General features: G+C 67.2%; 22 protein-coding genes and 1 tRNA gene. 12 read left to right on the top strand and 11 right to left on the bottom strand.

Translation table 11 applies throughout. The features are described 5' to 3' along the window. Window positions 1-522 precede the first annotated feature (522 nt). Genes GGC47_RS04135 through GGC47_RS04170 form a run of 8 tightly spaced genes read left to right on the top strand, consistent with a single transcriptional unit; the run spans window position 523 to window position 8,972 of the window. A complete protein-coding gene (locus GGC47_RS04135; protein ID WP_142019995.1) occupies window positions 523-1,140 on the top strand; it encodes a flavin reductase family protein in 618 nt (205 codons plus the stop codon). Between the two features lie 9 nt (window positions 1,141-1,149). Further along, entirely contained in the window at window positions 1,150-2,145 is a 996-nt protein-coding gene (locus GGC47_RS04140) for an LLM class flavin-dependent oxidoreductase (protein WP_142019993.1), read from the top strand. Window positions 2,146-2,167: 22 nt separating this feature from the next. Next, on the top strand, window positions 2,168-3,523 hold the full coding sequence (locus tag GGC47_RS04145) for an LLM class flavin-dependent oxidoreductase (protein ID WP_142019991.1): 1,356 nt from the start codon (window positions 2,168-2,170) through the stop codon (window positions 3,521-3,523). Between the two features lie 35 nt (window positions 3,524-3,558). Next, on the top strand, window positions 3,559-4,095 hold the full coding sequence (locus GGC47_RS04150) for a GNAT family N-acetyltransferase (RefSeq protein ID WP_038360707.1): 537 nt from the start codon (window positions 3,559-3,561) through the stop codon (window positions 4,093-4,095). A 41-nt stretch (window positions 4,096-4,136) separates the two neighbouring features. Beyond that, on the top strand, window positions 4,137-5,930 hold the full coding sequence (locus GGC47_RS04155) for an amino acid ABC transporter permease/ATP-binding protein (protein ID WP_133562428.1): 1,794 nt from the start codon (window positions 4,137-4,139) through the stop codon (window positions 5,928-5,930). A 31-nt stretch (window positions 5,931-5,961) separates the two neighbouring features. Beyond that, window positions 5,962-6,894: an ABC transporter substrate-binding protein gene (locus tag GGC47_RS04160; protein ID WP_142019989.1), complete on the top strand. Its 933-nt coding sequence runs from the start codon at window positions 5,962-5,964 to the stop codon at window positions 6,892-6,894. Between the two features lie 44 nt (window positions 6,895-6,938). After that, window positions 6,939-7,871, top strand: coding sequence for an ABC transporter substrate-binding protein (locus GGC47_RS04165; protein ID WP_142019985.1), 933 nt, complete (start codon window positions 6,939-6,941; stop codon window positions 7,869-7,871). A 6-nt stretch (window positions 7,872-7,877) separates the two neighbouring features. Further along, window positions 7,878-8,972 (top strand): LLM class flavin-dependent oxidoreductase, encoded by a 1,095-nt coding sequence (locus tag GGC47_RS04170; RefSeq protein ID WP_142019983.1) that lies wholly within the window; start codon window positions 7,878-7,880, stop codon window positions 8,970-8,972. 172 nt (window positions 8,973-9,144) lie between these two features. Here GGC47_RS04170 and GGC47_RS04175 read toward each other — a convergent pair. The 4 genes from GGC47_RS04175 to GGC47_RS04190 form a co-directional block, all read right to left on the bottom strand. Continuing rightward, window positions 9,145-9,220: transfer RNA gene (locus GGC47_RS04175), tRNA-Thr, on the bottom strand. Window positions 9,221-9,324: 104 nt separating this feature from the next. Further along, entirely contained in the window at window positions 9,325-10,263 is a 939-nt protein-coding gene (locus GGC47_RS04180; RefSeq protein ID WP_142019975.1) for a prephenate/arogenate dehydrogenase family protein, read from the bottom strand. Window positions 10,264-10,268: 5 nt separating this feature from the next. Continuing rightward, complete coding sequence (gene hisC / locus GGC47_RS04185) at window positions 10,269-11,372, bottom strand: histidinol-phosphate transaminase (RefSeq protein ID WP_142019972.1); 1,104 nt, start codon at window positions 11,370-11,372, stop codon at window positions 10,269-10,271. Window positions 11,373-11,529: 157 nt separating this feature from the next. After that, window positions 11,530-12,366 carry a chorismate mutase gene (locus tag GGC47_RS04190; protein WP_429066985.1) on the bottom strand — a complete coding sequence of 279 codons (837 nt, stop codon included), beginning with the start codon at window positions 12,364-12,366 and terminating at the stop codon, window positions 11,530-11,532. A gap of 169 nt (window positions 12,367-12,535) precedes the next feature. Between GGC47_RS04190 and metX the strand changes: the two genes are divergently transcribed. After that, window positions 12,536-13,705: a homoserine O-acetyltransferase MetX gene (gene metX / locus GGC47_RS04195; protein ID WP_142019970.1), complete on the top strand. Its 1,170-nt coding sequence runs from the start codon at window positions 12,536-12,538 to the stop codon at window positions 13,703-13,705. 2 nt (window positions 13,706-13,707) lie between these two features. Further along, the gene (gene metW, locus GGC47_RS04200; protein ID WP_142019968.1) at window positions 13,708-14,331 is read left to right on the top strand and encodes a methionine biosynthesis protein MetW; all 624 of its coding nucleotides are present in this window, start codon (window positions 13,708-13,710) and stop codon (window positions 14,329-14,331) included. 214 nt (window positions 14,332-14,545) lie between these two features. Here metW and clpB read toward each other — a convergent pair whose 3' ends face one another. After that, entirely contained in the window at window positions 14,546-17,164 is a 2,619-nt protein-coding gene (gene clpB / locus GGC47_RS04205; RefSeq protein ID WP_142019966.1) for an ATP-dependent chaperone ClpB, read from the bottom strand. Between the two features lie 174 nt (window positions 17,165-17,338). Here clpB and GGC47_RS04210 point away from each other — a divergent pair, with 174 nt between their 5' ends. Together GGC47_RS04210 and GGC47_RS04215 are read left to right on the top strand one after the other, a co-directional pair. After that, window positions 17,339-17,656, top strand: coding sequence for a DUF2293 domain-containing protein (locus GGC47_RS04210; protein ID WP_038360682.1), 318 nt, complete (start codon window positions 17,339-17,341; stop codon window positions 17,654-17,656). 80 nt (window positions 17,657-17,736) lie between these two features. Next, entirely contained in the window at window positions 17,737-18,522 is a 786-nt protein-coding gene (locus GGC47_RS04215) for an MOSC domain-containing protein (RefSeq protein WP_370954718.1), read from the top strand. 79 nt (window positions 18,523-18,601) lie between these two features. On the opposite strand, the gene GGC47_RS04220 is transcribed toward GGC47_RS04215, so the two are convergent. The 6 genes from GGC47_RS04220 to GGC47_RS04245 form a co-directional block, all read right to left on the bottom strand. Continuing rightward, window positions 18,602-19,609 carry a DUF4167 domain-containing protein gene (locus GGC47_RS04220; RefSeq protein WP_429066991.1) on the bottom strand — a complete coding sequence of 336 codons (1,008 nt, stop codon included), beginning with the start codon at window positions 19,607-19,609 and terminating at the stop codon, window positions 18,602-18,604. A 382-nt stretch (window positions 19,610-19,991) separates the two neighbouring features. Then, window positions 19,992-20,831, bottom strand: coding sequence for a peptide chain release factor N(5)-glutamine methyltransferase (gene prmC / locus GGC47_RS04225; protein ID WP_370954720.1), 840 nt, complete (start codon window positions 20,829-20,831; stop codon window positions 19,992-19,994). 53 nt (window positions 20,832-20,884) lie between these two features. Further along, window positions 20,885-21,136: a hypothetical protein gene (locus GGC47_RS04230; RefSeq protein ID WP_038360676.1), complete on the bottom strand. Its 252-nt coding sequence runs from the start codon at window positions 21,134-21,136 to the stop codon at window positions 20,885-20,887. Between the two features lie 69 nt (window positions 21,137-21,205). Next, on the bottom strand, window positions 21,206-22,297 hold the full coding sequence (gene prfA, locus GGC47_RS04235; protein WP_112763017.1) for a peptide chain release factor 1: 1,092 nt from the start codon (window positions 22,295-22,297) through the stop codon (window positions 21,206-21,208). 52 nt (window positions 22,298-22,349) lie between these two features. Beyond that, window positions 22,350-24,617 carry a phosphoenolpyruvate--protein phosphotransferase gene (gene ptsP / locus GGC47_RS04240; RefSeq protein ID WP_038360671.1) on the bottom strand — a complete coding sequence of 756 codons (2,268 nt, stop codon included), beginning with the start codon at window positions 24,615-24,617 and terminating at the stop codon, window positions 22,350-22,352. A gap of 185 nt (window positions 24,618-24,802) precedes the next feature. After that, on the bottom strand, window positions 24,803-26,359 hold the full coding sequence (locus GGC47_RS04245) for an alpha,alpha-trehalose-phosphate synthase (UDP-forming) (RefSeq protein ID WP_112763018.1): 1,557 nt from the start codon (window positions 26,357-26,359) through the stop codon (window positions 24,803-24,805). Window positions 26,360-26,479 lie beyond the last annotated feature (120 nt).

Below are 26,479 nucleotides of genomic sequence, written 5' to 3' on the forward strand. Positions count from 1 at the left end.
GTCCAGTCGAAAAAACTGCTCGTCAGCCATCGTCCTTTGGCGGATTGGCCTCCGCGAGCCGCCATCTTTGGAATGCGGTTTCATTGACGGAAACGGTTCCGAAGGGAAAGATGACAGTATTGATCGCGCTTCGGTTCGGTCATTCGCGGGATTTGCTGGAGCAGCTTGCACCGCGTCAACAATGCTAAAAGCACCACGAGACGATCGTGGGCTCCGCAACGGAGTCTGACCCATGTCTGCCATCGCCGAACGATGCGGAATATCTCGTCGATCGCGCCGATGTCTGGCGTAAGAGCGTCTCGCCGCCACCACTGATCCATCGAACACCATAGACAGATTGCAGCGCCGGCTCCCCGGCGAAGGGGGATTCATGTTCCCAGCGACGCCGATACGGGCCTGCGACAAGACCGCTGAGCCCCTCCTCTTCCCCGCCATCGCCGAGCCCGCACCCGCCCTTTCCGGCTCTGCTCGTTGGCCGACGTCGCCTGGTCCGGCCAGGGCGCAATCTTCTCGGAGTCCATTATGACGGTCGTCTCGCTTGTGCCGAAGGCCCCCGGCCCGAAGGATCTTCCGAGGGTCATCGCCTCCTCCACCGCGCCGGCGCACCCGGCCCCAGCTGATCCCCAGCTTTTCCGCCAGGCGCTTCGCCAGCTCGCCGGCGGCGTCAGCGTCGTCACGACGGGCCGAGGCGCCGCGCGGACCGGCCTGGTGGCGACCTCCGTCTCCTCGCTGTCGGCCGAGCCGCCGACGTTGATGTTCGGGCTCAACCTGGCATCGTCCAGCTTTCCGGTGCTGCGGGCGCATGGCGCCTTTGCCGTGAATCTTCTCGCCGCCGACCAGAAGCCCATCGCCGACCGGTTTGCCGGCCGCGGCGGCGAGAAGGGGCTCGCCCGCTATGCCGAGGCAAGCTGGACGGAGGGCGCATCGGGTTCTGCCCTGCTCGACGGCGCGCTCGCCAATCTCGACTGCGAGATCGAGGAGCTAATCGAGCGGCATTCCCACGCCATCGTCATCGGCCGGATCCGCGAGATCAGGATCGGGAGCGAGTCGGCGGCGCTCCTCTACTGGCGCGGTGCCTATGAGCGCCTTGGCTGGCTGCCCGACGAGGCTGCGAGCGCACTCGGCCTGCGAGCCTATTGAGGAACGACGATGAGCTACCGCCTGAGCCTCCTCGACAAGAGCCCGATCCCGGAAGGCGAGAACGCCGCCATCGCGCTGCAACGCACGGTCGCGCTGGCACAGACGGCCGAACGGCTCGGATACACGCGCTTCTGGGTCGCCGAGCATCACGGCTTTCCCGGTCTGGCGAGCTCCGCTCCCGAAGTGCTGATCGCCTATCTCGCCGCGCGCACGCGCAGCATCCGGATCGGCTCCGGCGGTGTCCTCTTGCCGCATTACAGCCCCTACAAGGTCGCGGAGATCTTCAATGTCCTGGCGTCGCTCGCTCCGGGGCGGGTCGATCTCGGCATCGGGCGCGCGCCCGGCGGGTTGCCGGCGTCGACACGGGCGCTGCGCGTCCTCCACGCATCCGGTCCCGCCCACGACTTCAGCGCACAGTTGAGCGAGCTCGATACGTTCCTGAGCGTCCACAGCGCGGAGGAAGGGGCAGCGCGCGCTCTGCCGCAGCCGCCCGTTTCACCCGAACGCTTCCTGCTGGGCGGCAGCCCGGACAGCGCCAGGCTGGCCGGGGAGCGCGGCTGGAATTTCGTCTTCGCCGGCCAGCATAATGGCGACGAGAAGACGATAGAGGCGAGCTTCGAAGCCTATGCCGGCGCGGGCGGCAAAGGGCCGGTCCTGCTGGCCGTGACGGCTCTCGCCGCGCCATCGGCGGACGAGGCGCGCAGCCTCACCGATGCGCTGAAGATCGTGCGCGTGACGCTCGACGATGGCCACAGCGTCAATCTCGGCTCGGAAGAGCAGGCGGCGGAATATGCCCGGCAGGCCGGCGCCGTCGCCTACCACACCGAAATCCGCAAGCCGCAGATCGTTTCCGGCACGGCCGAGCAGGTTCGCCGCGAGCTGGAGCGGCTGCAGGCACGCTTCGGCGTCCGTGAATTCATCATCGATACACCGCCCGCCGCCGCCGAGAAGCGGCTCGCGTCCGTGATGCTGCTGGCCGGCGAAGCGCCGGCGCTCGCAGCCTGATCATTCGGAAAGGACGAGATCCATGGCCAAGAGCACCGTGACTCCCCGCCTGACCTTCGGCGTGATGCTGCAGGGCGCCGGCAGCCACATGAATGCGTGGCGTCATCCGAGCAATCCGCCGGATGCCAGCGTCAATCTGGACTTCTTCATCCGCAATGCCCGGAAAGCGGAGGAGAACGGCATCGCCTTCGCCTTCATCGCCGACGGGCTCTACATCAACGAGAAGTCGATCCCGCATTTCCTCAACCGCTTCGAGCCGCTGACGATTCTCTCGGCGCTGGCGGTCGCGACCCGGAAACTCGGCCTCGTCGGAACGGTCTCGACCTCCTATAGCGACCCGTTCACGATCGCCCGGCAATTCGCCTCGCTCGATCTGATCAGCGGTGGACGCGCGGGTTGGAACGCCGTGACATCCCCGTTGGAAGGATCGGGCCGCAATTACAGCCGGCCCCATCCCGAACATGCTTTGCGCTACGAGATCGCGCATGAATATCTCGATATCGCCAAGGGCCTGTGGGATTCCTGGGATGACGACGCCTTCCCGCGCGACCGCGAGACCGGCCGCTTCTTCGACCGCGAGAAGCTGCATACGCTCGGCTACAAGGGCCGCTTCTTCCAGGTCGAGGGGCCGCTGAACATCCAGCGCTCGCCGCAGGGGCAGCCCGTGCTGTTCCAGGCCGGCGCCTCCGAAGCAGGCATCGGACTGGCGGGCAAGCATGCAGATGCGGTCTTCGCCAACCATGTCCCGCTGGAGGAGGCCCAGGCGCTGTATCGCGCCATCAAGACCAGCGCGGTGGCGCAGGGCCGCAGCGCCGACGAGGTGAAGCTGTTTCCGGGCGCGGGTCCGATCGTCGGCCGCACCCCGGCCGAAGCCGAGGAGAAATATCGCGCGATCCGGGCGCTGATCTCGATCGAGGACGCGCTCGCCTATCTCGGCCGCTTCTTCGACCATCACGACTTCAGCGCCTATCCGCTCGATGCCCCCTTCCCGGATCTCGGCGATATCGGCAAGAACAGCTTCCGCTCGACCACGGACCGCATCAAGCGCAACGCGGTGCTCAAGCGACAGACGTTGCGCGAGGCGGCGCTGGAAGCCGCGACGCCGCGCACGGACCTGATCGGCTCGGCAGAGGAGGTTGCCGGCCGCCTCATCGAGCGCGTCGAGAAGCGGGCGGCCGACGGCTTCGTGCTCGGCTTCCCGGTCCTCGGAGAAGGTCTCGACGACTTCATCGCGCTTGTCATTCCCGTCCTGGAAGAGCGCGGCGTCTATGACCGCAGCCTGCCGGGCCAGACCTTGCGCGATCATCTCGGCCTGCCGCGTCGCGAGAGCCGCCATGCGCGCAATGCCCCCGCGCAAACCGTGCGCAGAGCGGGCTGAGATCGCCGCCACCGCTTGTGAGAAAGGCTCCGGAGATGGCCGATCAGTTCGTCTACACCACCCCGCTCGACCCGCGCGCGCAGCCGCTCGTCGAGCAGCTGACCTGGGAATACGCAACCCGCTACGGCAGCTATTTCGGCGACCCGCCCGGCGCCGAGATGAGCCGCTACCCCGCCGCGCTTTTCGCTCCGCCGGACGGTAATTTCGTGCTGCTCCTGCGGGATGGCCGGGCGGTCGCCGGCGGCGCCTTCAAGCGCTACGACTCCCATACCGCCGAGCTCAAGCGGGTCTGGACCGATGCCGCGCTGCGCCGCCAGGGATTGGCCCGCCGCATCGTCGAAGAGCTGGAACAGCAGGCGGTCCGCCAAGGCTACGACAAAATCTATCTGACCACCGGCTTCCGCCAACCCGAGGCCAAGGCGCTTTATCTGGGCGCCGGCTATACGGCCCTGTTCGACCTGACCGTCGACCCCGAGACCTATGGCATCCTGCCATTCGAGAAGGCACTTTCGGTCACGCCGTCGAGACGGGCCCCGCCATCGGAAAGCCACCGATCGCTCGACGCGGCCTGACGGCCGCACCAACACACCGCCTTCAGCCCGAAAGATCCGACATGACCCTCGCCAGCGACTTCGCGGGCCTGCCCTCGCACGCCCATCAGCCAGCGCCCGGGCGCGACTTCAGCCGCTACCGGATCGTGCCGGCCCGCTATCCCGGGCGGATCATCGGCACGGTCTTCGCAGGCGTCGTGATCTTCGCGATCCTGAATTCGGTGCTGTCGAATCCGCGCTGGGGCTGGGACGTCTTCGCCGAGTGGTTCTTTGCCGAGCCCGTGCTGGTCGGCCTCGGACGCACACTCCTGCTGACGCTGCTCGGCACGGTGTTCGGCTTCCTGCTCGGGACGCTGCTGGCGCTGGCGCGGGTCTCGGGCTCGCCGTTGCTGGCGTCCCTGTCCTGGGGCTATGTCTGGCTCTTCCGCTCGATCCCGCTGATCGTGCTGCTGCTGATCCTGAACAATCTCGGCTATCTCTACAGCACGATCTGGCTGGGCATCCCCTTCACCGATATCAGCTTCGGCTCCTGGCAGACGACGCAGCTCATCACGCCGTTCCTCGCCGCCGTGCTGGGGCTCACGCTCAACGCCGCCGCCTTCTCATCCGAGATCGTGCGCGGCGGCATCCTGTCCGTCGATCAGGGCCAGCACGAGGCCGCCGCCGCGCTCGGCCTGCCGAGACGCCGCCAGATCTCGCGCATCGTGCTGCCGCAGGCGATGCGCTCGATCCTGCCGACCGCCTTCAACGAGATCATCAGCCTCGCGAAGGGCACCAGCCAGGTCTACATCCTCGCCCTGCCGGAGCTGTTCTACACCATCCAGGTCATCTACCGGCGCAATCTCGAGGTGATCCCGCTGCTGATGGTGGCGACGGTCTGGTACCTCGTCATCCTCAGCGTCCTCTCCTTCTTCCAGCGCCATATCGAGCGCCACTACGCCCGCGGCGCGCTGCGCAACCCACCGCCATCGGCGATCGATGGCGCCCTGCGCTGGCTCGGCCGCGGCCGAGACAACACGAGCACCGCCTTCGCCGCGCCGGCACCGGTCGCCAGCCGGCAGGACGCGGCCTCGCTCGCGACGCTGTCGCCGCGTCGCGGCGGCGAGATCCGCATCAGCCACGTCTCGAAGAGCTTCGGCCCGCTCAAGGTGCTCGACGATGTCGGCCTCGCGCTGAAGCCGGGCAGCGTCACCGCCATCATCGGCCAGTCCGGCTCGGGCAAATCGACGCTGCTGCGCGCGATCAACCATCTGGAGCGGGTCGACGAAGGCTTCATCGCCATCGACGGCGAATTGATCGGCTACCGGCAGGACGGCGAGACGCTCTACGAACTGAAGGAGAAGGACATCCTGAAGCGCCGCATCGACGTCGGCATGGTCTTCCAGAACTTCAACCTCTTCCCCCATCTCACCGCGATCGAGAACATCGCCGAGGCGCCGGTGACGGTGCGTGGCCTCTCCCGCGAACAGGCGCTGGCCGAGGCGCGGGAGCTGCTTGCCCGCGTCGGCCTCGCCGACAAGGTCGATGCCTATCCGCGCCAGCTCTCCGGCGGCCAGCAGCAGCGCGTCGCCATCGCCCGCGCGCTCGCCTTGAAACCCAAGGTCCTGCTCTTCGACGAGCCGACCTCGGCGCTGGACCCCGAGCTCGTCGGCGAGGTGCTCGACGTCATCAAGGAACTCGCCCGCTCCGGCACGACGCTCGTCATCGTCACCCATGAGATCGGCTTCGCCCGCGAGGTCGCCGATCAGGTCGTCTTCATGGAGGCCGGCCGCATCCTCGAGACCGGCGCGCCGGCCAAGGTGCTGGGCGAGCCCGACCATCCCCGCACCCGCGAATTCCTCGCCAAGGTGCTCTGACGCTCAAAGTTTTCGGACAAGGAACACGATCATGCTGACCAGACGCGCTTCGCTCGCCCTTTTCGCCGGTGCGGCTTCTTCCGCGCTCATCCCCGCCGGGGCCTTCGCCCAGCAGGCAATCGACCTCTCGCCCGAACAGCCGGGCCGTCCCCGCGCCCAGCGCGACGAGGAGGCGATCAGGCTCATCGCCGGGGATGCCAAATTCGCCAAGGACGGCGTCTTCACCGTCGGCAACAATACCGGGCGCTTTCCCTTCAGCGGTTTCGCGACCGACAACAGGACGGTCATCGGCGCGGAGGCGGAGATCGCGCAGCTTGTTGCCGACGCCCTCGGCCGCAAGCTCGAGATCGTCACCACGGCCTGGGCCGACTGGCCGCTCGGCGTGGTCTCGGGCAAGTTCGACGCGGTCATCTCCAACGTCACGGTCACCGAGCAGCGCAAGGAGAAGTTCGACTTCTCGACCTACCGCAAGGACCTGCTCGGCTTCTATGTGAAGAAGGGCAACGAGATCGTCATCCGCGAGCCGCGTGACGTGGCGGGGCTGAAGGTCATCGTCTCCTCCGGCACCAACCAGGAGCAGATCCTGCTTCGCTGGAACGAGGCCAACACCAAGGCCGGGCTGAAGCCGGTCGATATCCAGTATTACGACGACGACGTCGTTCTCTATCTCGCGCTCGAATCCGGCCGCGCCGATGCCTATCTCGGCCCCAATGCCCTGCTGAGCTTCAAGGCCGCGCAGGAAGGCAAGACGCGGCTCGCCGGGAATTTCAGCGGCGGCTGGCCAGAACTGGCCGAGATCGCCGTCACGACGCGCAAGGGCGCGGGCCTCGCCGACGCGATCACCCGCGCGCTCAACACCCAGATCGGGAACGGCAACTACGCCAAGGTGCTCGCCCGCTGGAACCTGACGGCCGAGGCGATCGCTCAATCGCGCACCAATCCGCCCGGCCTGCCGAAGGCTTGAGCCGCGGCCAGCACCCCATCGATCTTTCAGGACTGGAGTTCATCATGATTCCGCGACGGACACTCCTGTCGCTTCTCGTCGGCGCGCTCAGCACCACGAGCCTGCCCGCCTTCGCCCAGCAGGCGCCCTTCGATCTCGGCCCGGAGCAGCCCGGTCGTATCCGTGCCGAGAAGGACCCGGCGGCCGTCGCGCGCATCCCGAACAACTATGCCTTCGCCGAGCCCGGTGTGCTCACCATCGGGATCAGCCCCGGCGGGCCCCCGCTCGCGACCTATGCCACCGATGCGAAGACGGTGATCGGAGCCGATCCCGACTTCGCGCTGCTCATCGCCGGCAGCCTCGGCCTGAAGCTGAATCTCGTCCCCGTGGCCTGGGCCGATTGGCCGCTCGGCCTCGCCTCCGGGAAATACGACGCGGTCATCTCCAATGTCGGCGTCACCGAGCAGCGCAAGGAGAAGTTCGACTTCTCGACCTACCGGCAAGGGCTGCACGGCTTCTTCGTCAAGGCCGACAGCAGGATCGCCGGCATCAGGGAGCCGAAAGACGCCGCCGGTCTCACCATCGCCGTCGGCGGCGGCACCAATCAGGAGCGCATCCTCGTCGAGTGGAGCAAGCAGAACGTCGCGGCCGGCCTGAAGCCGATCGAACTCCAGCTTTTCGATGACGAGGCAGCGCGCCTCGTCTCCCTGCGCTCCGGCAGGTCGGACGTCATCGTCCAGCCCCACGCGCAACTCGTCTTCATCGCCGCGCGCGACAAGGACATCAGGCGCATCGGCACCTTGAGCGCCGGCTGGCCGCTGAAATCCGATGTCGCGATCGCAACCCGCAAGGGCAGCGGGCTCGTCGACGCGCTGACGCTCGCGACCAACAACCTGATCGCGAACGGCAAGTACGGGCAGGCACTCGCCCGCTGGGGGCTGGAGGAGGAAGCCCTGCCGCGTTCCGAGACCAACCCGCCCGGCCTGCCGAAATACTGAAAAGCCATGACGCAGCTCTCGATCCGCAACATCGCCTTCCTGACGCCCGGCAACTACGACGACGCCGATCCACGCACCGGCCTGGAGGAGACGCTCTCGCTGTTCGAATATGGCGAGGCGCTCGGTTTCGAGAGCGCCTGGGTGCGCCAGCGCCATCTCGAACCGGGTGTCTCCTCGGCGGCGGCCTTTCTCGCCGCCGCGACCCAGCGCACCCGGCGCATCGGCCTCGGCAGCGCCGTCATCCAGATGGGCTACGAGAACCCGTTCCGGCTGGCGGAGGATCTGTCACTGGTCGATGTGCTCTCCGGCGGGCGGCTGAACATCGGCCTGAGCGCCGGGGCGCCGCCCTTCGGCAAGCTGCTGGGAGAACGCCTCTTCGACGGCGACCCGGCGGCCATCGACTTCTCCCATGCCCGCGTCGCGCGCCTGGCGGCCAATATCGCGGGCGACTGGCTGGGCGAGCCGCAGGCGCGCATCACCTCGGCAGCCGGCGAGCATCGCCCCCGGCTGCGGCCGCACGCGCAAGGCTTGCGCCAGCGGCTCTGGTATGGCGGCGGCTCGCTGCGCTCCGCCCGCTGGGCGTCCGAGAACGGCTTTCATCTCCTCCTCGGCAATATCAACACCGGCGAGGAGACCGACGATTTCTTCGAGACACAGCGGCGCCATGTCGAGACCTTCCGCACGCATTGGCGCGGACCGGCCGAGCCGCGCATCGCCATCGGCCGGGTGATCGTGCCGCTCGACGGCGCCGATGCCGGGACGCGGCAGCGCTATCGTGACTATGCCGCCAGCCGCCAGGCGCGCACGCTGGTGCCGCAGGGCGAGCGGCGGACGCTGATCGCGCCGGACATCGTCGGGCCGGCCGCGGACATCGTCGAAAGACTGGAAGCCGATCCGGTGCTGCGACTGGTCGACACGCTGCGGCTGGAACTACCGTACAATTTCAGCCTCGCCGACCATCGCCAGATCCTGACGGATTTCGTCGAGCTGGTCGCACCGCGACTTGGTTGGCGCGGGCAACGAGCATCCGCAGCCGAGAGCGCGCCCGCGGGAGGCGCCCACCTATCAGACGCCGCCATCGCGTATCATCGCTCGGCGTGAGAGCTGAAAAACCCTTCCCGTGCGACAGCCTCACCGTCTTTCCGGAGGGGCTGGCATTTCGAAGCGCAGGGTCGGTCGGGGCCATCTGTTGGCCTCGAATGTCGTCTGCGAACGCCAAACACGAAAAGACCGACCGGTTGGGTCGGTTCGTGAACGTCAGCGAAGAGGAAAATGGTGCCGCTTGAGGGATTCGAACCCCCGACCCCCTCATTACGAATGAGGTGCTCTACCAGCTGAGCTAAAGCGGCAACGGGTGGCGCTGTACCAGCAGGGGGGCTGCTTGGCAAGCCGCAAGCGGTGCCATGCACAGCACCGAAGCCCCGGCGATTCTCCGGCGCGATCCCGCCTCCCTTCAATCCTTGCGCAGCTTCTCCGTCTCCGGCTTCTCCTGGCCGAGCGCGACGATGCCGCGGCGGATGGCGCGGGTACGGGTGAAGTGCTTGTGCAAGGTCTCGCCGTCGCCATAGCGGATGGCGCGGGTGAGCAAAGCGAGGTCTTCGTTGAAGCGGCCGAGCATCTCCAGCACCGCTTCCTTGTTGTGCAGGAAGACGTCGCGCCACATCGTCGGGTCGGAGGCGGCGATGCGGGTGAAATCGCGGAAGCCGCCAGCCGAGAACTTGATGACTTCCGACTGCGTCACCGCCTCCAGATCCTCGGCCGTGCCGACGATGTTGTAGGCGATGAGATGCGGCAGGTGGCTGGTGACGGCGAGCACGAGGTCATGATGCTGCGCGCTCATCACCTCGACCAGCGCACCCATCCCCTCCCAGAACTGGCGGGTTTTCGCGATGGCAGCCGCATCGGTACCTTCCGGCGGCGTCAGGATGCACCAGCGATTGAGGAAGAGGCTCGGGAAGCCGGCATCGGGGCCGGAATTCTCGGTGCCCGCCACCGGGTGGGCCGGCACGAAGGACACGCCCTCGGGCAGATGCGGCAGGACGGCGTCGACGACCGAGCCCTTGACCGAGCCGACATCGGAGACGATCGCGCCCGCTTTGAGCGAAGGCGCGATTTCGGCCGCCACCGAACCGCAGGCGCCGACCGGCACGCAGAGGATGATGTGATCGGCGCCATCAGCCGCCTCGGCCGCCGTATCAGCGACGGCATGGCCGAGATCGAGCTCGCGCGCCCGCTGGCGCACGGCCACGTCCTGGTCGGCCAGCACGATCGTGCCGGCGAGGTTCAGCTCCTTCGCCGCCCGCGCGATCGAGGAGCCGATCAGCCCGATGCCGATGATAGCGAGGCGGGTGAAGACCGGTGTGGCGCGGCGCGGCGCGAAGCTCTCCGCCATCGGCGTCAGGCCTTGCCCGCGAGGAAGTCTGCGAGCGCGGCGACGACGAGGCGGTTCGCCTCCTCGGAGCCGATGGTCATGCGCAGCGCGTCCGGCAAGCCATAGCCGCCGACGGCGCGCAGGATGAGACCGCGCCGGGTCAGGAAGGCGTCGGCCTCCTTGGCGGTCTTGCCCGGCGTCTTCGGGAAATGGATCAGGATGAAGTTGCCGACCGAGGGCGTGACCGCGAGGCCGAGCTTCTCGATCTCGGCGGTCGCCCAGGCGAGCCATTTGTCGTTGTGCTCGATCGCGGCCGCGACATGGGCCTCGTCGGCGACGGCGGCGGCACCGGCCTCGATGGCGGCTCCGTTGACGTTGAAGGGGCCGCGGATGCGCTCCAGCGCGTCGATGACATGGGCAGGCCCGTAGAGCCAGCCGATGCGCAGATTGGCGAGGCCGTAGATCTTCGAGAAGGTCCGCGTCATCACGACGTTCTCGCTCTCGGCGACAAGCTCGAGGCCCGACGCATAGTCGTTGCGCCGGACATATTCGGCATAGGCCGCGTCGAGCACCAGCAGGACATGCGGCGGCAGGCCGGCCTGCAGGCGCTTCACCTGATCGAAGGGCAGATAGGTGCCGGTCGGATTGTTGGGATTGGCGAGGAAGACGATCTTCGTCTTCGGCGTCACCGCCGCGAGGATGGCGTCGACATCGGCCGTATAATTCTTCTCGGACACGACGACCGGCTTGCCGCCGGCGGCAAGGATCGCGATGCGATAGACCAGGAAGCCGTACTGGCTGTAGATGCCCTCATCGCCCTCGCCCAGATAGGCCTTGGTGACGAGTTCGAGCAGTTCGTCGGAGCCATTGCCGCAGATGATCCGCTGGGGATCGAGGCCGTAGCGGCCGGCGATCGCCTGCTTGAGCCGGCTCGACGAGCCATCGGGGTAGAGCTCCAGCTTGGCGGCGACGCCCTCGAAGGCCGCGATCGCCTTCGGGCTCGGACCCAGCGGGGTCTCGTTGGAGGAGAGCTTGTGCAGCTTCACGCCGGCGGGCGCGGCGGATTTGCCGGGAACATAAGCCTCGATCTCGAGGACGCCGGGACGGGGCACGGGGCGGGAGGCGGTCATCTATCGGTCTTTCGGTTCGATCCTTCCCCGTCATTCCGGGCGACCGGAGGGAGACCCGGAATCCATCGGAGGGCGATGCACTCTACGATGGATCCCGGGTCTGCGCTGCGCTTGCCCGGGATGACGACGGCGGATCAGAGGCGATACGTGAGAGCGTTCACGAACGGGCGGATTTGACGGCGAAACGGGCGGCGTGGCTGCCGACCTCCGAGAAGTCGCTGAGACCAGCGGGTGCGAGCGCAGCCCGGATCGCCGCCTGATCGACCTCGCCGGAGGCGGCGACCAGCAGCGACAGATGCGAGCCGTCGGCAGCCGAGGCCGAGACCTCGGCCAGATGCTCTGCAAGACCGTGGCGCAGCGCCTCCGACCAGCGCTCGACACGGGCGGCATAGAGCACGATCTCGCGCACCGCGGCGTCCGCCAGCGGCTTGGCGATGCAGTAGACCGGCGTGCCGGCCGGATGGTCCGGGCGCTCGACGAAGGGCAGACGCGCGATGATCTTCGGCGCATCCGGCCCGATCAGGTCGCGCCACCAGATGCCGGCGCTGGCGCACTGATCCATGCGGAAGATGCCGAGATCGCCGGCGGATTCGGCGACGGCGCGGATCACGGCGCGGGCGTCCTCATGCGGGACGAAAGGCACCGTGAAGCCGAAATGGAAGCGGGCGGAATCACGCATCGCCGGGTCGCCGCCCGAAACATCGGCATGGACCGAATAAGGCGCCTGCACATAGGTGAAGGTGGCGATGATGATGCGCCAGACGCTCTCGACGGTGTCGAGCGGCAGGAGGCCCTTATGGCTGAGCGCGAGCCGCTTCATGATGTCGGCCTCGCGGCCGGGGCGGAAGGCGGAACCGGAGGCCTGCGTCTTCTTGATCGAGATCAGCGTCTCGATGATCTGCGAACGCTCCATCAGCAGCGCATGCATCGTGCTGTCGATGCGGTCGATTTCGCTGCGCAGATCGGCAAGGGTGGTCGGGGCGGCTTCGGTCATGGCAACGCGCTTTCCGGCAAGGCCACGCTCCTTAGCGCTCCCGCCGCGCCTTGGCAAAGCCGGCTGCGCAGTCCCGCGTTGACAGAGGCGTCTCGACACGGCATCGCTAGAGTTCGATTTTCCGAACGCTTGGACCGGCAAGACAAATAACACTGCCGAAACGGACGATATGAGCGATCTCTCCCCCAGCCTCGCCGACCCGCTGAAGGAAGCCAACGAGCCTTCGAGCCCGGTCGCGCGCTTCGGGCCTGAAGCGCCGCTATTGATGGATTGCGGCGTCGTGCTCGACCATTGGCAGATCGCCTACCAGACCTATGGCGAGCTCAACGCCGAGAAATCCAACGCGGTGTTGGTCTGCCACGCCCTGACCGGCGACCAATATGTCGCGAGCCGCAACCCGATCACCGGCAAGGGCGGCTGGTGGACCGCGATGATCGGACCGGGCAAGCCGATCGATACCGACCGCTTCTTCGTGATCTGCGCCAATGTCGTTGGCGGCTGCACGGGCACGACCGGCCCGGCCTCGACCAATCCGGCGACGGGCAAGCCCTGGGGCCTGTCCTTCCCGGTCGTCACCATCCGCGACATGGTGCGGGCGCAGGCGGCATTGATCGACTCGCTCGGCATCGAGACGCTGTTCTGCGTCGCCGGCGGCTCGATGGGCGGCATGCAGGTGCTGCAATGGGCGGCGAGCTATCCGGGCCGTGTGTTCTCGGCGCTGCCGCTGGCGACCGGCGCCAAGCATTCGGCGCAGAACATCGCCTTCCACGAGGTCGGCCGGCAGGCGGTGATGGCCGACCCGGACTGGCGCCAGGGACGCTATCTCGAAGAAGGCACCCGGCCTTCCAAAGGATTGTCGGTCGCCCGGATGGGAGCGCATATCACCTATCTCTCCGAGCAGGCGCTGCACCGCAAATTCGGCCGCAAGCTGCAGGACAGGGAGGCGCCGACCTTCTCCTTCGACGCCGACTTTCAGGTCGAGAGCTATCTGCGCCATCAGGGCCTGAGCTTCGTCGAGCGCTTCGACGCCAATTCCTATCTCTACGTCACGCGGGCGATGGATTATTTCGACCTCGCCGACGACCATGACGGAGTTCTGGCGCGCGCCTTCGCAGGCACGAAGACGCGCTTCTGCGTGGCCTCCTTCACCTCGGACTGGCTGTTCCCTACGGCGGATTCCCGCGCCATCGTGCATGCGCTCAACGCGGCCGGCGCTTCGGTCTCCTTCGTCGAGCTGGAGAGCGACAAGGGCCACGACGCCTTCCTGCTGGAAGAGCCCAATCTGTTCGCCACGACGCGCGGCTTCATCGGCGCGGCGGCACGGGCGCGGGGACTCTGAGCATGACCCTCCCGGACAATCAGACGAACCGCATCGACCTCAAGCTCGTCGCCGAGATGGTGCAGCCCGGCACGCGCGTGCTCGATGTCGGCTGCGGCGACGGGGCGCTGCTGGCACTGCTCGCGGAGACCCGCAACGTCGATGCGCGCGGGATCGAGCTCTCGCGCGAGGGCGTGGCCGATTGCGTGGCGCGCGGGCTCTCGGTGATCCAGGGCGACGCCGACACCGATCTCGCCGACTACCCCAACGACTCGTTCGACTATGTCATCCTGTCCCAGACGATTCAGGCGACGCGCAATCCGCGCCTCGTGCTGGAGCAGATGCTCAGGATCGGCCGTCGCGCCATCGTTTCCTTCCCGAATTTCGGGCATTGGCGGATGCGCTCGCAGGTGTTCTTCCAGGGGCATATGCCGGTGACCGAGGCCCTGCCCTATAGCTGGTGGGACACGCCCAACATCCATTTCTGCACGATCCGCGATTTCGTCGCGCTCTGCGACCTGATCGGCGCGGAAAAGGAACGCGCGGTGGCGCTCGACGCCGCCGGCGGCAAGGTCGGCGTCAAGGCGCCGTGGTGGTTCTGGAACCTGTTCGGCGCCCAGGCGGTGTTTCTGCTGAAGCGGGGGTGAATCCTTCTCCTCACCGGTCTCGGGCTTGCCCCAGACCGGCTTCTGGAGAGCGTATGTCGGAAACATCCGACATACGCGGAGAAGGTGGCAGCGCGCAGCGCTGACGGATGAGGGCGACGCAACAGGCAAAGAAAAGGGCCGCTTGCGCGACCCTTCCCTCATCCGCCTGCTCCCCAGACACCTTCTCCCCGAGGGGAGAAGGGCGCTCGCGATTTCAGTTCAGCGCCACACCCACGGGCCGCTTCTCCTTAACGGCCGCGACATGGCCCAGCATCAGCGAGCCCGGACCGACGGTGATCGGCACCGTCTCGCCATCGACGATCTCGCCGGCCAGGATGGCTTCCGCCAGCGGATCCTGAACGAACTTCTGGATCACGCGCTTCAGCGGGCGCGCGCCATAGGCGGGGTCATAACCCTTGTCGGCCAGCCACTCGCGCGCCTCCTTCGAGAGCTCGAGCGTGATCTTGCGATCGGTCAGCAGCTTCTGCAGCCGGGCCATCTGGATATCGACGATGGCGTCCATGTCCTTCCGCCGCAGGCGATGGAACAGGATGATGTCGTCGATCCGGTTCAGGAACTCGGGCCGGAAGGCGTGGCGAACCACGCCCATCACCTCGTCGCGCACCGCATCACTGTCCTGCCCCTCGGGCTGGTTCACCAGGAACTCCGAACCGAGATTCGAGGTCATGATGATCAACACGTTGCGGAAATCGACCGTGCGGCCCTGGCCATCGGTCAGGCGGCCATCGTCGAGAACCTGCAGCAGGACGTTGAACACGTCCGGATGCGCCTTCTCGATCTCGTCGAAGAGCACGACCTGATAGGGCCGGCGGCGGACCGCCTCCGTCAGCGCCCCGCCCTCCTCATAGCCGACATAGCCGGGAGGCGCGCCGATCAGCCGGGCGACCGAGTGCTTCTCCATGTACTCGGACATGTCGATGCGCAGGAGCGCGGTGTCGTCGTCGAACAGGAAGGATGCCAGCGCCTTGGTCAGCTCCGTCTTGCCGACGCCGGTCGGGCCGAGGAACATGAAGGAGCCGATCGGACGGTTGGGATCCTGCAGGCCGGCCCGCGCACGACGGACCGCGGTCGAGACCGCCTCCACCGCCTCGCGCTGCCCGACGACGCGGGAGCCCAGAACCTCCTCCATGCGGAGCAGCTTCTCCCTCTCGCCTTCGAGCATGCGATCGACCGGCACGCCGGTCCAGCGGCTGACGACCTGCGCGACATGGTCAGGCGTCACCGCCTCCTCGACCATGCCGGCGCCCTCGCCCTTCTCCTCGACCTCGGCGAGTTGCTTCTCGAGCCCGGGGATCTCGCCATAGGCAAGCTCGCCCGCCCGCTGATACTCGCCCTTGCGCTGCGCCTGGGCGAGTTCGTTGCGGGCGTTGTCGAGCTTGGTTTTCAGCTCGGCGGCGTGGCCGAGCTTGTCCTTCTCGGCTTTCCACTTGGCCGTGATGGTGTCGGAGCGCGACTCCAGATCGGCCAGTTCGGATTCGAGCCGCTTCAGCCGCTCCTTCGAGCCGGCGTCGTTCTCCTTCTTGAGCGCCTCCTGCTCGATCTTGAGACGGACGATCTCGCGGTCGATCGAATCCAGCTCCTCGGGCTTGGAATCGACCTGCATGCGCAGGCGCGCCGAGGCCTCGTCGACAAGGTCGATCGCCTTGTCCGGCAGGAAGCGGTCGGTGATGTAGCGGTTCGACAGGGTCGCCGCCGAGACCAGCGCCGAATCCGTGATGCGGACGCGGTGATGCTGCTCGTATTTCTCCTTCAGGCCGCGCAGGATCGAGATGGTGTCCTCGACCGTCGGCTCGTCGACGAAGACCGGCTGGAAGCGCCGCGCCAGCGCCGCATCCTTCTCGACATATTTGCGATACTCGTCGAGCGTGGTCGCGCCGATGCAGTGCAGTTCGCCGCGCGCGAGCGCCGGCTTCAGCAGGTTCGACGCATCCATCGCGCCGTCGGTCTTGCCGGCGCCGACGAGGGTGTGCATCTCGTCGATGAACAGGATGATGCCGCCATCCGAGGACGAAACCTCGGTCAGCACCGCCTTCAGCCGCTCCTCGAACTCGCCGCGATATTTCGCGCCGGCGATGAGCGAGCCCATGTCGAGGGCAAGCAGTTCCTTGTCCTTCAGGCTCTCGGGCACGTCGCCATTGACGATGCGCAAGGCGAGGCCCTCGGCGATGGCGGTCTTGCCGACGCCGGGCTCACCGATCAGGACGGGATTGTTCTTAGTCCGGCGCGAGAGGACCTGGATGGTGCGGCGGATCTCCTCGTCGCGGCCGATCACCGGGTCGAGCTTGCCCTCGCGCGCCGCGGCCGTGAGGTCACGGGCATATTTCTTCAGCGCGTCATAGGCCTGCTCGGCCGAAGCGGAATCGGCGTTGCGGCCCTTGCGGATCGCCTCGATCGCGGCATTCAGCGCCTGCGGGGTGACGCCGGCCTTCGACAGCGCCTTGCCGGCTTCGGTGTCCTTCTCGATCGCGAGCGCGAGCAAAAGCCGCTCGACCGTGACGAAACTGTCGCCGGCCTTCTCGGCCGCCTTCTCGGCGGTGTCGAAGACGCGGGCGAGACCCGGCGTCAGGTTGAGGCCGCCCGAGCCGCCCGAGACCTTCGGCAGCTTCGCCAGCGCCTGGTCGACAAGCTGCAGCGCGAGGCGCGACTGGCCGCCGGCCCGGTCGATGAGACCCGCCGCCATGCCTTCATTGTCGTCGAGCAACGCCTTGAGCAGATGCTCGGGGGTGAATTGCTGGTTGCCCTCGCGCAGCGCGATCGTCTGCGCCGCCTGGAGGAAGCCCTTCGCCCGATCCGTATATTTTTCAATGTTCATTCAGATCACTCCGCCCGCAGGCCGCGCCCCGTAGCGACGCAAGACCCGCTGCCTTTCATCAGGATAGGGCGCCGCGATGGGCCGCCCTTCGCCTCCCAAGATAGTGTGACATTGGCGCAACGGAAGAGGGGGCGATGCAATTGACCTCGGCCTCGCGCCAGGCGCAGATCGGGCATGGCCGGGACCAAGCGACAGCAGGCGATTCGTCGGGCGTTGAGAGCGCTGGCACCGGGCATCCCGCTTTCCGACGCAGAGGCGGTGATCACCCTGGCGGAGCGGCGCCACATGAAGGACCTGCCGCCTTCGACGGCACTGTGGCTCGCGCTCGGCAGCCATGTCCGCCACGTCCATACCGATTACGAGCGTCTGCTGGGCGAGGGCTATGACCGCGATGCCGCCCGCTTCTTCGTCGCCGACGAAACCGATGCGGTGCTGGCCGGCTGGGGCTGCCAGCGTTCGGTCGCGGATGGAGAAGACGATGCGGACGCTTGATCGAAACGGATACAGAATTTGATCTGTCAGGGCGCCTGAAGGCGGCTATCGTCCGGCAGATTGCAACGGCCGGACAGATCATGCGCATCGAGACGCTTTACCGCTATCCCGTGAAGGGGCTTTCGCCGGAGCGCCTGTCGCAGGCCACCCTGCCGGCAGGCGGCTATTTTCCGGGCGATCGGCTCTTCGCCATCGAGAACGGCCCTTCGGGTTTCGACCCGGCCGAGCCGGTGCATCAGCCGAAGATCAAATACCTCATGCTGATGCGCAACGAATCGCTGGCGCGGCTGCGCACGCGCTACGACGATGCCAGCGGCGATCTCGTCATCCGGCACGAGGGCAAGGAGGCTTTGCGTGCCCCCATGGCCACCGAAGAGGGCCACGCCGCGCTCGCCCGCTTCTTCGAGAGTTTCATGCCGGACGAGCTGCGCGGGGAGCCGAAACTGCTGACGGCGCCCTCAACCTATCGCTTCACCGATTCCCGCTCCGGCTTCGTCTCGATCATCAACCTCGCCAGCGTCGCCGATCTCGAAGGGCGGCTCGGACGGCCGGTCGATCCGCTGCGCTTCCGCGGCAACCTGATGGTGAGCGGGCTTTCGGCCTGGGGGGAAAACGACCTCGTCGGCCGCGACCTCGCCGGGCCGGACGGCCTGAAGCTACAGGTCATCAAGCGGATCGAGCGTTGCGCCGCGACCAATGTCGACCCGGATACCGGCGCCCGCGACATGCAGATCCCGAAGGCGCTGATGAAGAATTACGGCCATGTCGATTGCGGCATCTATTGCCGCATCATTGCCGGCGGAACGCTGCGGGAAGGCGACGCCCTCATGCCGTCCGAGGCGCCCGCGGAACTCGGCATCGCCTGACCACCCCGGAGAGCACCGCAGACAAGAAAAAGGGCCCTTGCGGGCCCTTTTTTATCTCTGATGGTCCGATGCTCCGAACTTACTCGGCAGAACCGTCCGTCTCGGAACCCAGCGCGTCCATGACCTCGCGCGGCGACCGGCGACGGCGCACCCGCTTGGCCGGAGTGGCCTCCTCGGCCGTATCGCCGACCGGGGCGGGCTCAGCAGGTTCCGCAGCCACCGGCTCGACCGGCGCCACGGTGCGGACCGGGTTCGTCAGGAAAGACGGCAGCGCGCTGGCGACGTCTTCCCCCTCGGGCTCGGGCTGCCGCTCGCGACGCGGGCGGCGCTCGGCGCGCTGCGGACGCTCGAAGGAGCGCTCGGCCTGCGGCTGCTCGGCAGCGACGGGCGCCACCGGCTCCCCGACATTGCCAACCGGAATGTCGGAACGCGGTGCGTCGGGACGCGGCGTGTAACCGCCCTGCCCGGCTTCGCCGTTGCGATCGAAGCGGCGTTCGCCACGATCCTGCCGGTCGAAGCGACGCTCGTTGTTATTGTTGTTGTTGTTGTTATTGTTGTTGTTGAAGCGCTCGCGGCGGTTCTGACGGTCGAAGCGCTGGCCGCCACCTTGCGACTGGCCGTCGCCGGCTTCGCCCTCGGCGCGCTGGCCACCATGCCCGTTATAGCCGTTGCCGTTCATCTGGCCGTTCTGACCACGGAAATCCGGCTGCGGGCCCGTGCCCGGCTGGAAGGAGCCGTCGTCGTCCCCCTCCTCCTCCATATCGTCCTCGACATCGACGAAGGCGCGATTGGGCGGGAAGGTATGGCCGAATTGCTGCGTCATCTGCTCCTGCGCTGCGAGCAGGATGCGATAATAGTGTTCGGCGTGCTGGAAGTAGCCCTCGGCAGCAACGGTATCACCCGAAGATTGCGCATCGCGAGCGAGCTGCAAATACTTCTCGGCGACGTGCTGAGCCGTGCCGCGGACCTTTACGTCCGGCCCGTTCGACTCGTAGCTACGCTGCAAAGGGTTGGGAGATTTACGATTGCCGTTATTGTTGCCGTTATTGCTACGGCCGCGCATACGCCGGTTCTGACCTGGTCTCATTCGCGTCTGTCTCGCGCTTCTTTGTTCAAAGCAACCGTGGCGTCGTCATGCGCGTTTCGACACACAGCGGGTTGCGACGCCGTGTCGGGCTGAGTGGACCTGAAGGGGCCTTGCGCCGTTTCTGGTCTTCACGCGCTCTTATTCCAAAAGGGGATCCATCCCCATGGGCCGAGGGGCGCCGCAGCGCCTTCGGAGTCCAATCTGGCAGGTCAGTTACATCGCTTCAGGAACACGCCCGTAAACAATGCTGATCTTGAGCAAGGCCTGCCGATGAAAGGGGCCGCCCAAGGCTCCGGCTCTGACGCCGCCAGCTTCGGCTGAAAGCTGCATAACCGCTTTTGGCTGCTTCTCCAAGCGAAATCGACCAAAAGCCTGTGCATGATCAGGCGGGCGCAAAGATCAGGGCCCGCTCATGCCCTCCGAGATCGTAACGACTCGCCTGCAATTCAAGGCCCCCGCCTGCCATGATCGAAGCGATATCCTGCTTCTGGCCGGCGCCGATTTCGAGAACGATAAAGCCTCCGGGCGCCAGAAGGGCCGGCAGGCTGCGGGCGAAGCATCGGTAAGGATCGAGCCCATCAGGCCCGCCATCGAGGGCGAGGCGCGGATCGTGCTCGCGCACCTCGACCGACAGCGTCGCGATGTCGGAGGACGGGATATAGGGCGGGTTCGAGACGATCAGGTCGAAAGGGCCACCCAGCCCTTCGGTCCAACGGCCCTGGCGGAAGGAAACCCGCCCGGCGACGCCGTTCCCTGCGGCGTTGCCGGCGGCGGTTTCGCAGGCTTCCGCTGAGAGATCGATGCCGAGCCCCGTCGCGTTCCGGCACTCGCTGAGCAGCGCGACGAGAAGGCAGCCCGTGCCGGTGCCCAGATCCAGGATCGACAGCGTCTCGTCCCGGCGTCCGCCCAACCGGTCCAATGCCGCCTCGACGATGGTCTCGCTGTCCGGCCGCGGCTCCAGCGTCGCCGGCGAGAGGCGGAAGGTAAGCCCCCAGAATTCACGCTCGCCGAGGACCCGCCAGACCGGCTCACCGGCGATCCGCCGATGCAGGAAACCGGCGAGCACCGCGGCGGTGGCGGGGTCGAGCGAACGATCCGGGTCGAGATGGCGCGTCTCCAGGGCCCCTTCGAGCAGAAGGCGCGCCTCGAGCCCGGCCGGCTCGATGCCGGCATGACGCAGGGCCCGGACGACAAGACGCCGCGCCTCCCTCACGGTCGGCACGGCGCCCTCCCCTAACCCCTCGACGGCCGCTCGGGCCGCTCGGTCAGTCGGGTTCAGCTGTTGCCCTGCATCTTCTGGTCGACGCACAGCTTCATCTTGGTGCGGAGCGAAGCCTTGCTCTCGCGAGCGCCCCTCATCTCCGTCTGGCAGGCCTTGCGGGCTTGAGCCTGGGTCATCGCTCCCTGAAGGGCCGCCGGCTTGCCGGACGTCACCTTGCGCATGGTCTGCTCCTGCGCCTGTGAAGCGCCGGACATGGCCAGAGCCATCAACCCGGCCATCGCGATCGTCGATACGGTCTTCATCATGGGAGGTTCCCCCGTTTGCTGGTGTCGATGCATCAGCAACGCGAGAAGGAGAATTTGGTTTCATCGCCGTCATTTTCCGGCGATTCCTTCTTCCAGAAGCAGCTTCGCCTGATGCTCGGCCGTCAGCGCATCGATGATCTCGTCGAGCACGAGCCCCTGCATCATCTCGTCGAGCTTGTAGAGGGTCAGGTTGATGCGGTGGTCGGTGACGCGCCCCTGCGGGAAGTTGTAGGTGCGGATGCGCTCGGAGCGGTCGCCGGAGCCGACCTGCGAACGTCGATCGGCCGAACGTTCGGCATCGATCCGCATCCGCTCCATGTCGTAGAGCTTGGCCCGCAGCAATTCATAGGCGCGCGCCTTGTTCTTGTGCTGCGAGCGCTCATCCTGGACCAGGACCACCGTGTTCGTCGGGATATGGGTCAGGCGGACGGCGGATTCGGTCTTGTTGACGTGCTGGCCGCCGGCGCCGCCCGAGCGCAAGGTGTCGATGCGGATATCGGCCTCGTTGAGCGCGATGTCGACCTCGCTCGCCAGCGGCAGCGTGGCGACGGTCGCGGCGGAGGTGTGGATGCGCCCGCTCCCCTCGGTATCGGGCACGCGCTGCACGCGGTGGACGCCGGATTCGAATTTCAGCCGGGCATAGACGCCGCGGCCGTTGATCTCGGCGATGACCTCCTTGTAGCCGCCCATCGTGCCTTCGCTCTCCGACAGGATCTCGACGCTCCAGCCCTTCTGCGCGGCGTGGCGCTGGTACATGCGCAGCAGGTCGCCGGCGAAGAGCGACGCCTCGTCGCCGCCGGTCCCGGCGCGGATCTCGATGATGACGCCACGCTCGTCGGCCGCGTCCTTCGGCAGCAGCGCGATCAGGATCTCGCGGGAGCGCGTCTCGATCTCGGCGCGGGCGGCATCGCGCTCCTCATAGGCCAGTTCGCGAAACTCAGGATCGGTCGCGGGGTCGGCGATCAGAGCCTCGGCCTCGGCCAGCGTCTCCTGAGCCTGGCGCCACGAGGCGATGGCGGCCACGACGGGATCGAGTTCCGACAGCTCCTTGGCAAGCTCGACCGTGCGCACCGGATCGGTGGCATGGTTGATCTCCTCGGTTGCGGCGGCGTGGCGAGCCACGATGCCGTCGAGACGATCCTGCGGAAGCTGTACGGACATGAGGGAACTCTGAAAACGATCTGAAAAGCGGGTCTCGCGGCGGGAAGCGACGCTAGACCGGCACCTTGAACTCGGAGGCGAAGGCCGCCAGCTGCGGGCGCAAATTGACCGCGCCTTCGGGTGAGGCGAGCATCCATTCGAGCCGCTCCCGGAGCTTGCCGGCATCGAGCCCGCGCAGCATCGCCTTGACCGGGCCGACCGAGGCCGCCGACATCGAGAAGGCGCGATAGCCCAGCCCGATCAACGCCATGGTCTCCAGCGGCTTGCCGCCCATCTCCCCGCAGACCGTGACCGGGCAACGCGCCTCGCTCGCCGCATCGACGATGCTCCGCAGGGCGCGCAGGGCGCCCACGCTGAGCGGATCGAAGCGGTCGGCGACGCGCTTGTTCTCGCGGTCGGCGGCGAAGAGGAACTGCATCAGGTCGTTGGTGCCGATCGAGAGGAAATCCGCCTCGCGGGCGATCTCGGGCAGTTCGAACAGCAGCGACGGCACCTCGACCATCACGCCAACGCGCAGATCACGCGGCGGCGCGACGCCCTGCTTCTCCAGCATGGCCTGCTCGCGGTGCAGGATCATGCGGGCCCGCCGGAATTCCTCGGTCGTCGCGACCATGGGCAGCATGATCTTGAGATCGCGACCGGCGCCGGCCCGCAACATCGCGCGCAACTGCGCCCGCAGCAGCCGCGGCTTGTCGAGGCCGATGCGGATCGCGCGCCAGCCCAGCGCCGGGTTCTCCTCCTCGATCCGCTCCATATAGGGCAGCACCTTGTCGCCACCGATATCGAGGGTGCGGAAGGTGACCGGGCGATGCTCGGCCGCATCGAGCACCGCGGCATAGAGCGCCTGCTGCTCGGCGGTGGTCGGCATGTGCTGCGCCACCATGAACTGCAATTCGGTGCGGAACAGCCCGATGCCGGAGGCGGCCGTCGCCGTGATGTTCGGCATGTCGACGATCAGCCCGGCATTGATCTGCAAGGTGATGCCGAGACCGTCCCTGGTGACGGCCGGCATCTCCTTCAGCTTCTCGTATTGCTTCTGCTTGCGCGCCCTCAGCCGGGCCTTGTCCTTGTAGGCGTTCTCGACATCGGGCTGCGGGCGGATCTGCACCTCGCCGGCCTGGCCGTCGACGATGATGGCATCGCCGGCCTGGACCAGCGCCGTGGCGTTGACGACCTCGCCGACAGCGGGGATGCCGAGCGCGCGGGCGACGATGGCGATGTGGCTGGTCGGCCCGCCCTCCTCCAGCAGGAGCCCGCGCAGACGGGAGCGGTCATAGTCGAGCAGGGCCGCCGGCCCCATCGAGCGTGCCACGAGGATGGCGTTCTCCGGCAGGTCCTCGCGCGCGACACCGTTGGCCTTGCCCGTCAATGTCCGCAGCAGGCGGTTGGCCAGATCGTCGAGATCGTGCAGGCGCTCGCGCAGATAGGGGTCGGTCTGGCGCAGCATCTTGGCGCGGGTGTCGGACTGGACGCGCTCGACCGCCGCCTCGGCGGTGAGGCCGGTCAGCACCACCTCGCGCATGCGGCGCAGCCAGCCCTGGTCATGGGCGAACATGCGGAAGGTTTCGAGCACGTCGCGATGCTCGCCGGTATGGGCGACGTCGCCGCGCTCGATCAATTCGTCGATCGAGGCCCGCATCTCGCCGATCGCCGCCTCCAGCCGCGTCACCTCGGCGGCAGGGTTCTCGGCGATGAGGTTGCTGATCGCGACGCGCGGCTCGTGCATCACGGCATGGCCGAGGCCGACGCCATCCGCCAGCGAGACACCGACGCCATGGATCGGCCGGTCGAGGCCAATCGAGGCGCCGGGCGCGGCCAGCGACTTCAGCCCGCCGGCCGCGATCATCTCCGCCATGATCATGGCGGTGGTCTGCAGCGTCTCGATCTCCTCCTCGGAATAGATCCGAGAGGCGCGATTCTGGATGACGAGCACGCCCATCACGGCGCCGCCACGCAGGATCGGCACACCCAGGAAGGAGCGATAGACTTCTTCGCCCGTCTCGGGGCGGTAGGAGAAGGCCGGATGCGCCTGCGCATCCGACAGGGCGAGCGCTTCGGCCTCGCTCGCGATCAGGCCGACGAGGCCTTCGCCGGCCCGCATCGTGGTGAGGTGGACCGCCTCGCGATTGAGGCCTTCGGTGGCATAGAGCTCGAGGGAGCCGTCCTCGCGCAGGACGTAGACCGAGCAGACTTCGGCGACGAGATTGCCGGCGATCAGGACGACGAGCCTGTCCAGCCGCTCCTGCGGGCTGATCGACGCCGCCATGACCTCGCGGAGGCGGCGCAAAAGGACGCCCGGTCCTCCGAGAGCGCCTCGCATCGATCTCAGCCCTCCGCCGCCTCCTCAGCCATCGACGATACGATGCCTGTCCAGACCCTGAGTCGCCCACCCGGATCACTGCGCCTTCTAGCGACCAAAGGCCGCCTTCGGCAAGGGCCGGTTGCGCCGGGCGCGGCACGATCAGCGATTCAGGCCAGATTTTCGCGATCGGCCCGGCAGGCAAGTCAGCGGACGGGCGTGGAATGCCCCGCATCGCCCGGATGCGGGCTCGCCTTGTGCCCGGCGGCGACCGCCCGACTCTTCGTATCCGTACGCCCGGGAACAGCGGCCCCCTTGGCGCGGCTCGCGCGCCTCGTCGCCGAATCACCCTTGGTCCTGGTCCCGGTCTTCCGGGGCGGCTCGACGGCGCCGGTGGACAGTGGCACGCCGGTGAGCGCTTCCAGATAGCGCCGCCGCCACCAGTCGATGTCGGTCGTCTCGATGACATGGTAGAGCTGCTCGAAGCGGCGGATGCGCTCGCTCTTCGGCATCGCCAACGCGGTGCGGATCGCCTCCGCCACCTCATGGGTGTCGTAGGGGTTGACGATCAGCGCCTCACCCATCTGCTGCGCGGCCCCGGCAAAGCGCGACAGCACCAGCACACCGGGATCCGCCGGGTCCTGCGCCGCGACATATTCCTTCGCGACGAGGTTCATGCCATCCCGCATCGGCGTGACCAGCCCGACCTGCGCGCGGCGATAGAAGCCGGCGAGCGCGGTGCGGGAATAGGCCTTCTTCACCACGCGGATCGGCGTCCAGTCGAATTCGCCGAGCTGGGCGTTGAGCCGCCCCGCCACCTCGTCGGACATCCGGTCGAGCTCGGCATATTCCGGCACGTCGCTGCGCGACGGCGGGGCGATCTGCAGCAGGCTGACATTGCCACGCTGCTCCGGATGGCTGCGCAGGAACTGGCCGAAGGCCTCCAGGCGCTGGACGATGCCCTTCGAGTAGTCGAGCCGGTCGACGCCGATCACCAGCTTGCGTTCGCCGAGCGATTCCCGCGTGGCCCTGAGCGGCGTCACCGCCCGGCGCACCGAGGCCGCGGCCAGGCGCCGGAAAGCCTCGACATCGATGCCGATCGGGAAGGCCTGCATCAGGGTCTCGCGCGCGCCGAGGCGCACACGCCGCCCTTCCTGGCGAGCGCCGCACAAATCGACGAGGCCGCCGATCAGATTGCGGACGTCGAGCTCGGTCTGCATGCCGATGAGATCGTAGGCGGCGAGCGTCCGGACCAGCGTGGCGCTGAACGGCAGGGCGCCCAGCACATCGGCGGAAGGCCAGGGAATGTGATGGAAATAGCCGATCCGGTTGGTGACACCGCGCCGGCGCAGCTCCGCCGCCAGCGGAATCAGGTGGTAGTCGTGAATCCAGATGACGTCGTCCGGCTGGATCAGCCCGGCCAGTGCCCGGGCGAAGCGGCGGTTGACGCCGAGATAGCCCATATAGTCGCTGCGCTGGAACTCGGTCAGCCCGAGCCGGTAATGCATGATCGGCCAGAGCGCGCGGTTGGAGAAGCCGAGATAATAGCTTTGGCGTTCGGCCTCGGTCAGATCGGTGACCGCGTAGGTCACGTTGCCGCGCTGGACCTGGCGGGTGTCCTCGCCGACTGCGCCGCTCCAGCCGAACCAGAGGCCGCCATATTTTTCGAGCGCCTCCCTCAGCGCGACCGCCAAGCCGCCCGCCGTCGCTTTTTCATAACGATCGGGGATGGTGACGCGGTTGGAAACGACGACAAGACGCATGGGCGACGAGTTCTCCGAGGAAGGCCGCCCGATTTTTGCCATGGGCGGCAGGAACAGAACGCCGCGAAAGGCGTAATGTTTCCGAGGTGCAGGGCCGGCTGCGTGACGCAGCGATGGCGG

The sequence above is a fragment of the Allobosea sp. OAE752 genome, assembly GCF_050433265.1.
GTDB lineage: Bacteria > Pseudomonadota > Alphaproteobacteria > Rhizobiales > Beijerinckiaceae > Allobosea > Allobosea spartocytisi.

Excerpts from the sequence above, each read along its gene's own strand:
- GGC47_RS04180 (WP_142019975.1), bottom strand. The coding sequence starts at position 10,263 with ATGGCGGAGAGCTTCGCGCCGCGCCGCGCCACACCGGTCTTCACCCGC.
- GGC47_RS04155 (WP_133562428.1), top strand. The coding sequence starts at position 4,137 with ATGACCCTCGCCAGCGACTTCGCGGGCCTGCCCTCGCACGCCCATCAG.
- GGC47_RS04215 (WP_370954718.1), top strand. The coding sequence starts at position 17,737 with ATGCGCATCGAGACGCTTTACCGCTATCCCGTGAAGGGGCTTTCGCCG.
- GGC47_RS04245 (WP_112763018.1), bottom strand. The coding sequence starts at position 26,359 with ATGCGTCTTGTCGTCGTTTCCAACCGCGTCACCATCCCCGATCGTTAT.
- clpB (WP_142019966.1), bottom strand. The coding sequence starts at position 17,164 with ATGAACATTGAAAAATATACGGATCGGGCGAAGGGCTTCCTCCAGGCG.
- ptsP (WP_038360671.1), bottom strand. The coding sequence starts at position 24,617 with ATGCGAGGCGCTCTCGGAGGACCGGGCGTCCTTTTGCGCCGCCTCCGC.
- metW (WP_142019968.1), top strand. The coding sequence starts at position 13,708 with ATGACCCTCCCGGACAATCAGACGAACCGCATCGACCTCAAGCTCGTC.
- GGC47_RS04220 (WP_429066991.1), bottom strand. The coding sequence starts at position 19,609 with ATGAGACCAGGTCAGAACCGGCGTATGCGCGGCCGTAGCAATAACGGC.
- hisC (WP_142019972.1), bottom strand. The coding sequence starts at position 11,372 with ATGACCGCCTCCCGCCCCGTGCCCCGTCCCGGCGTCCTCGAGATCGAG.
- GGC47_RS04230 (WP_038360676.1), bottom strand. The coding sequence starts at position 21,136 with ATGATGAAGACCGTATCGACGATCGCGATGGCCGGGTTGATGGCTCTG.
- GGC47_RS04190 (WP_429066985.1), bottom strand. The coding sequence starts at position 12,366 with ATGACCGAAGCCGCCCCGACCACCCTTGCCGATCTGCGCAGCGAAATC.
- metX (WP_142019970.1), top strand. The coding sequence starts at position 12,536 with ATGAGCGATCTCTCCCCCAGCCTCGCCGACCCGCTGAAGGAAGCCAAC.
- GGC47_RS04135 (WP_142019995.1), top strand. The coding sequence starts at position 523 with ATGACGGTCGTCTCGCTTGTGCCGAAGGCCCCCGGCCCGAAGGATCTT.
- GGC47_RS04210 (WP_038360682.1), top strand. The coding sequence starts at position 17,339 with ATGGCCGGGACCAAGCGACAGCAGGCGATTCGTCGGGCGTTGAGAGCG.
- GGC47_RS04150 (WP_038360707.1), top strand. The coding sequence starts at position 3,559 with ATGGCCGATCAGTTCGTCTACACCACCCCGCTCGACCCGCGCGCGCAG.
- GGC47_RS04140 (WP_142019993.1), top strand. The coding sequence starts at position 1,150 with ATGAGCTACCGCCTGAGCCTCCTCGACAAGAGCCCGATCCCGGAAGGC.
- GGC47_RS04145 (WP_142019991.1), top strand. The coding sequence starts at position 2,168 with ATGGCCAAGAGCACCGTGACTCCCCGCCTGACCTTCGGCGTGATGCTG.
- GGC47_RS04170 (WP_142019983.1), top strand. The coding sequence starts at position 7,878 with ATGACGCAGCTCTCGATCCGCAACATCGCCTTCCTGACGCCCGGCAAC.
- prfA (WP_112763017.1), bottom strand. The coding sequence starts at position 22,297 with ATGTCCGTACAGCTTCCGCAGGATCGTCTCGACGGCATCGTGGCTCGC.
- GGC47_RS04160 (WP_142019989.1), top strand. The coding sequence starts at position 5,962 with ATGCTGACCAGACGCGCTTCGCTCGCCCTTTTCGCCGGTGCGGCTTCT.
- GGC47_RS04165 (WP_142019985.1), top strand. The coding sequence starts at position 6,939 with ATGATTCCGCGACGGACACTCCTGTCGCTTCTCGTCGGCGCGCTCAGC.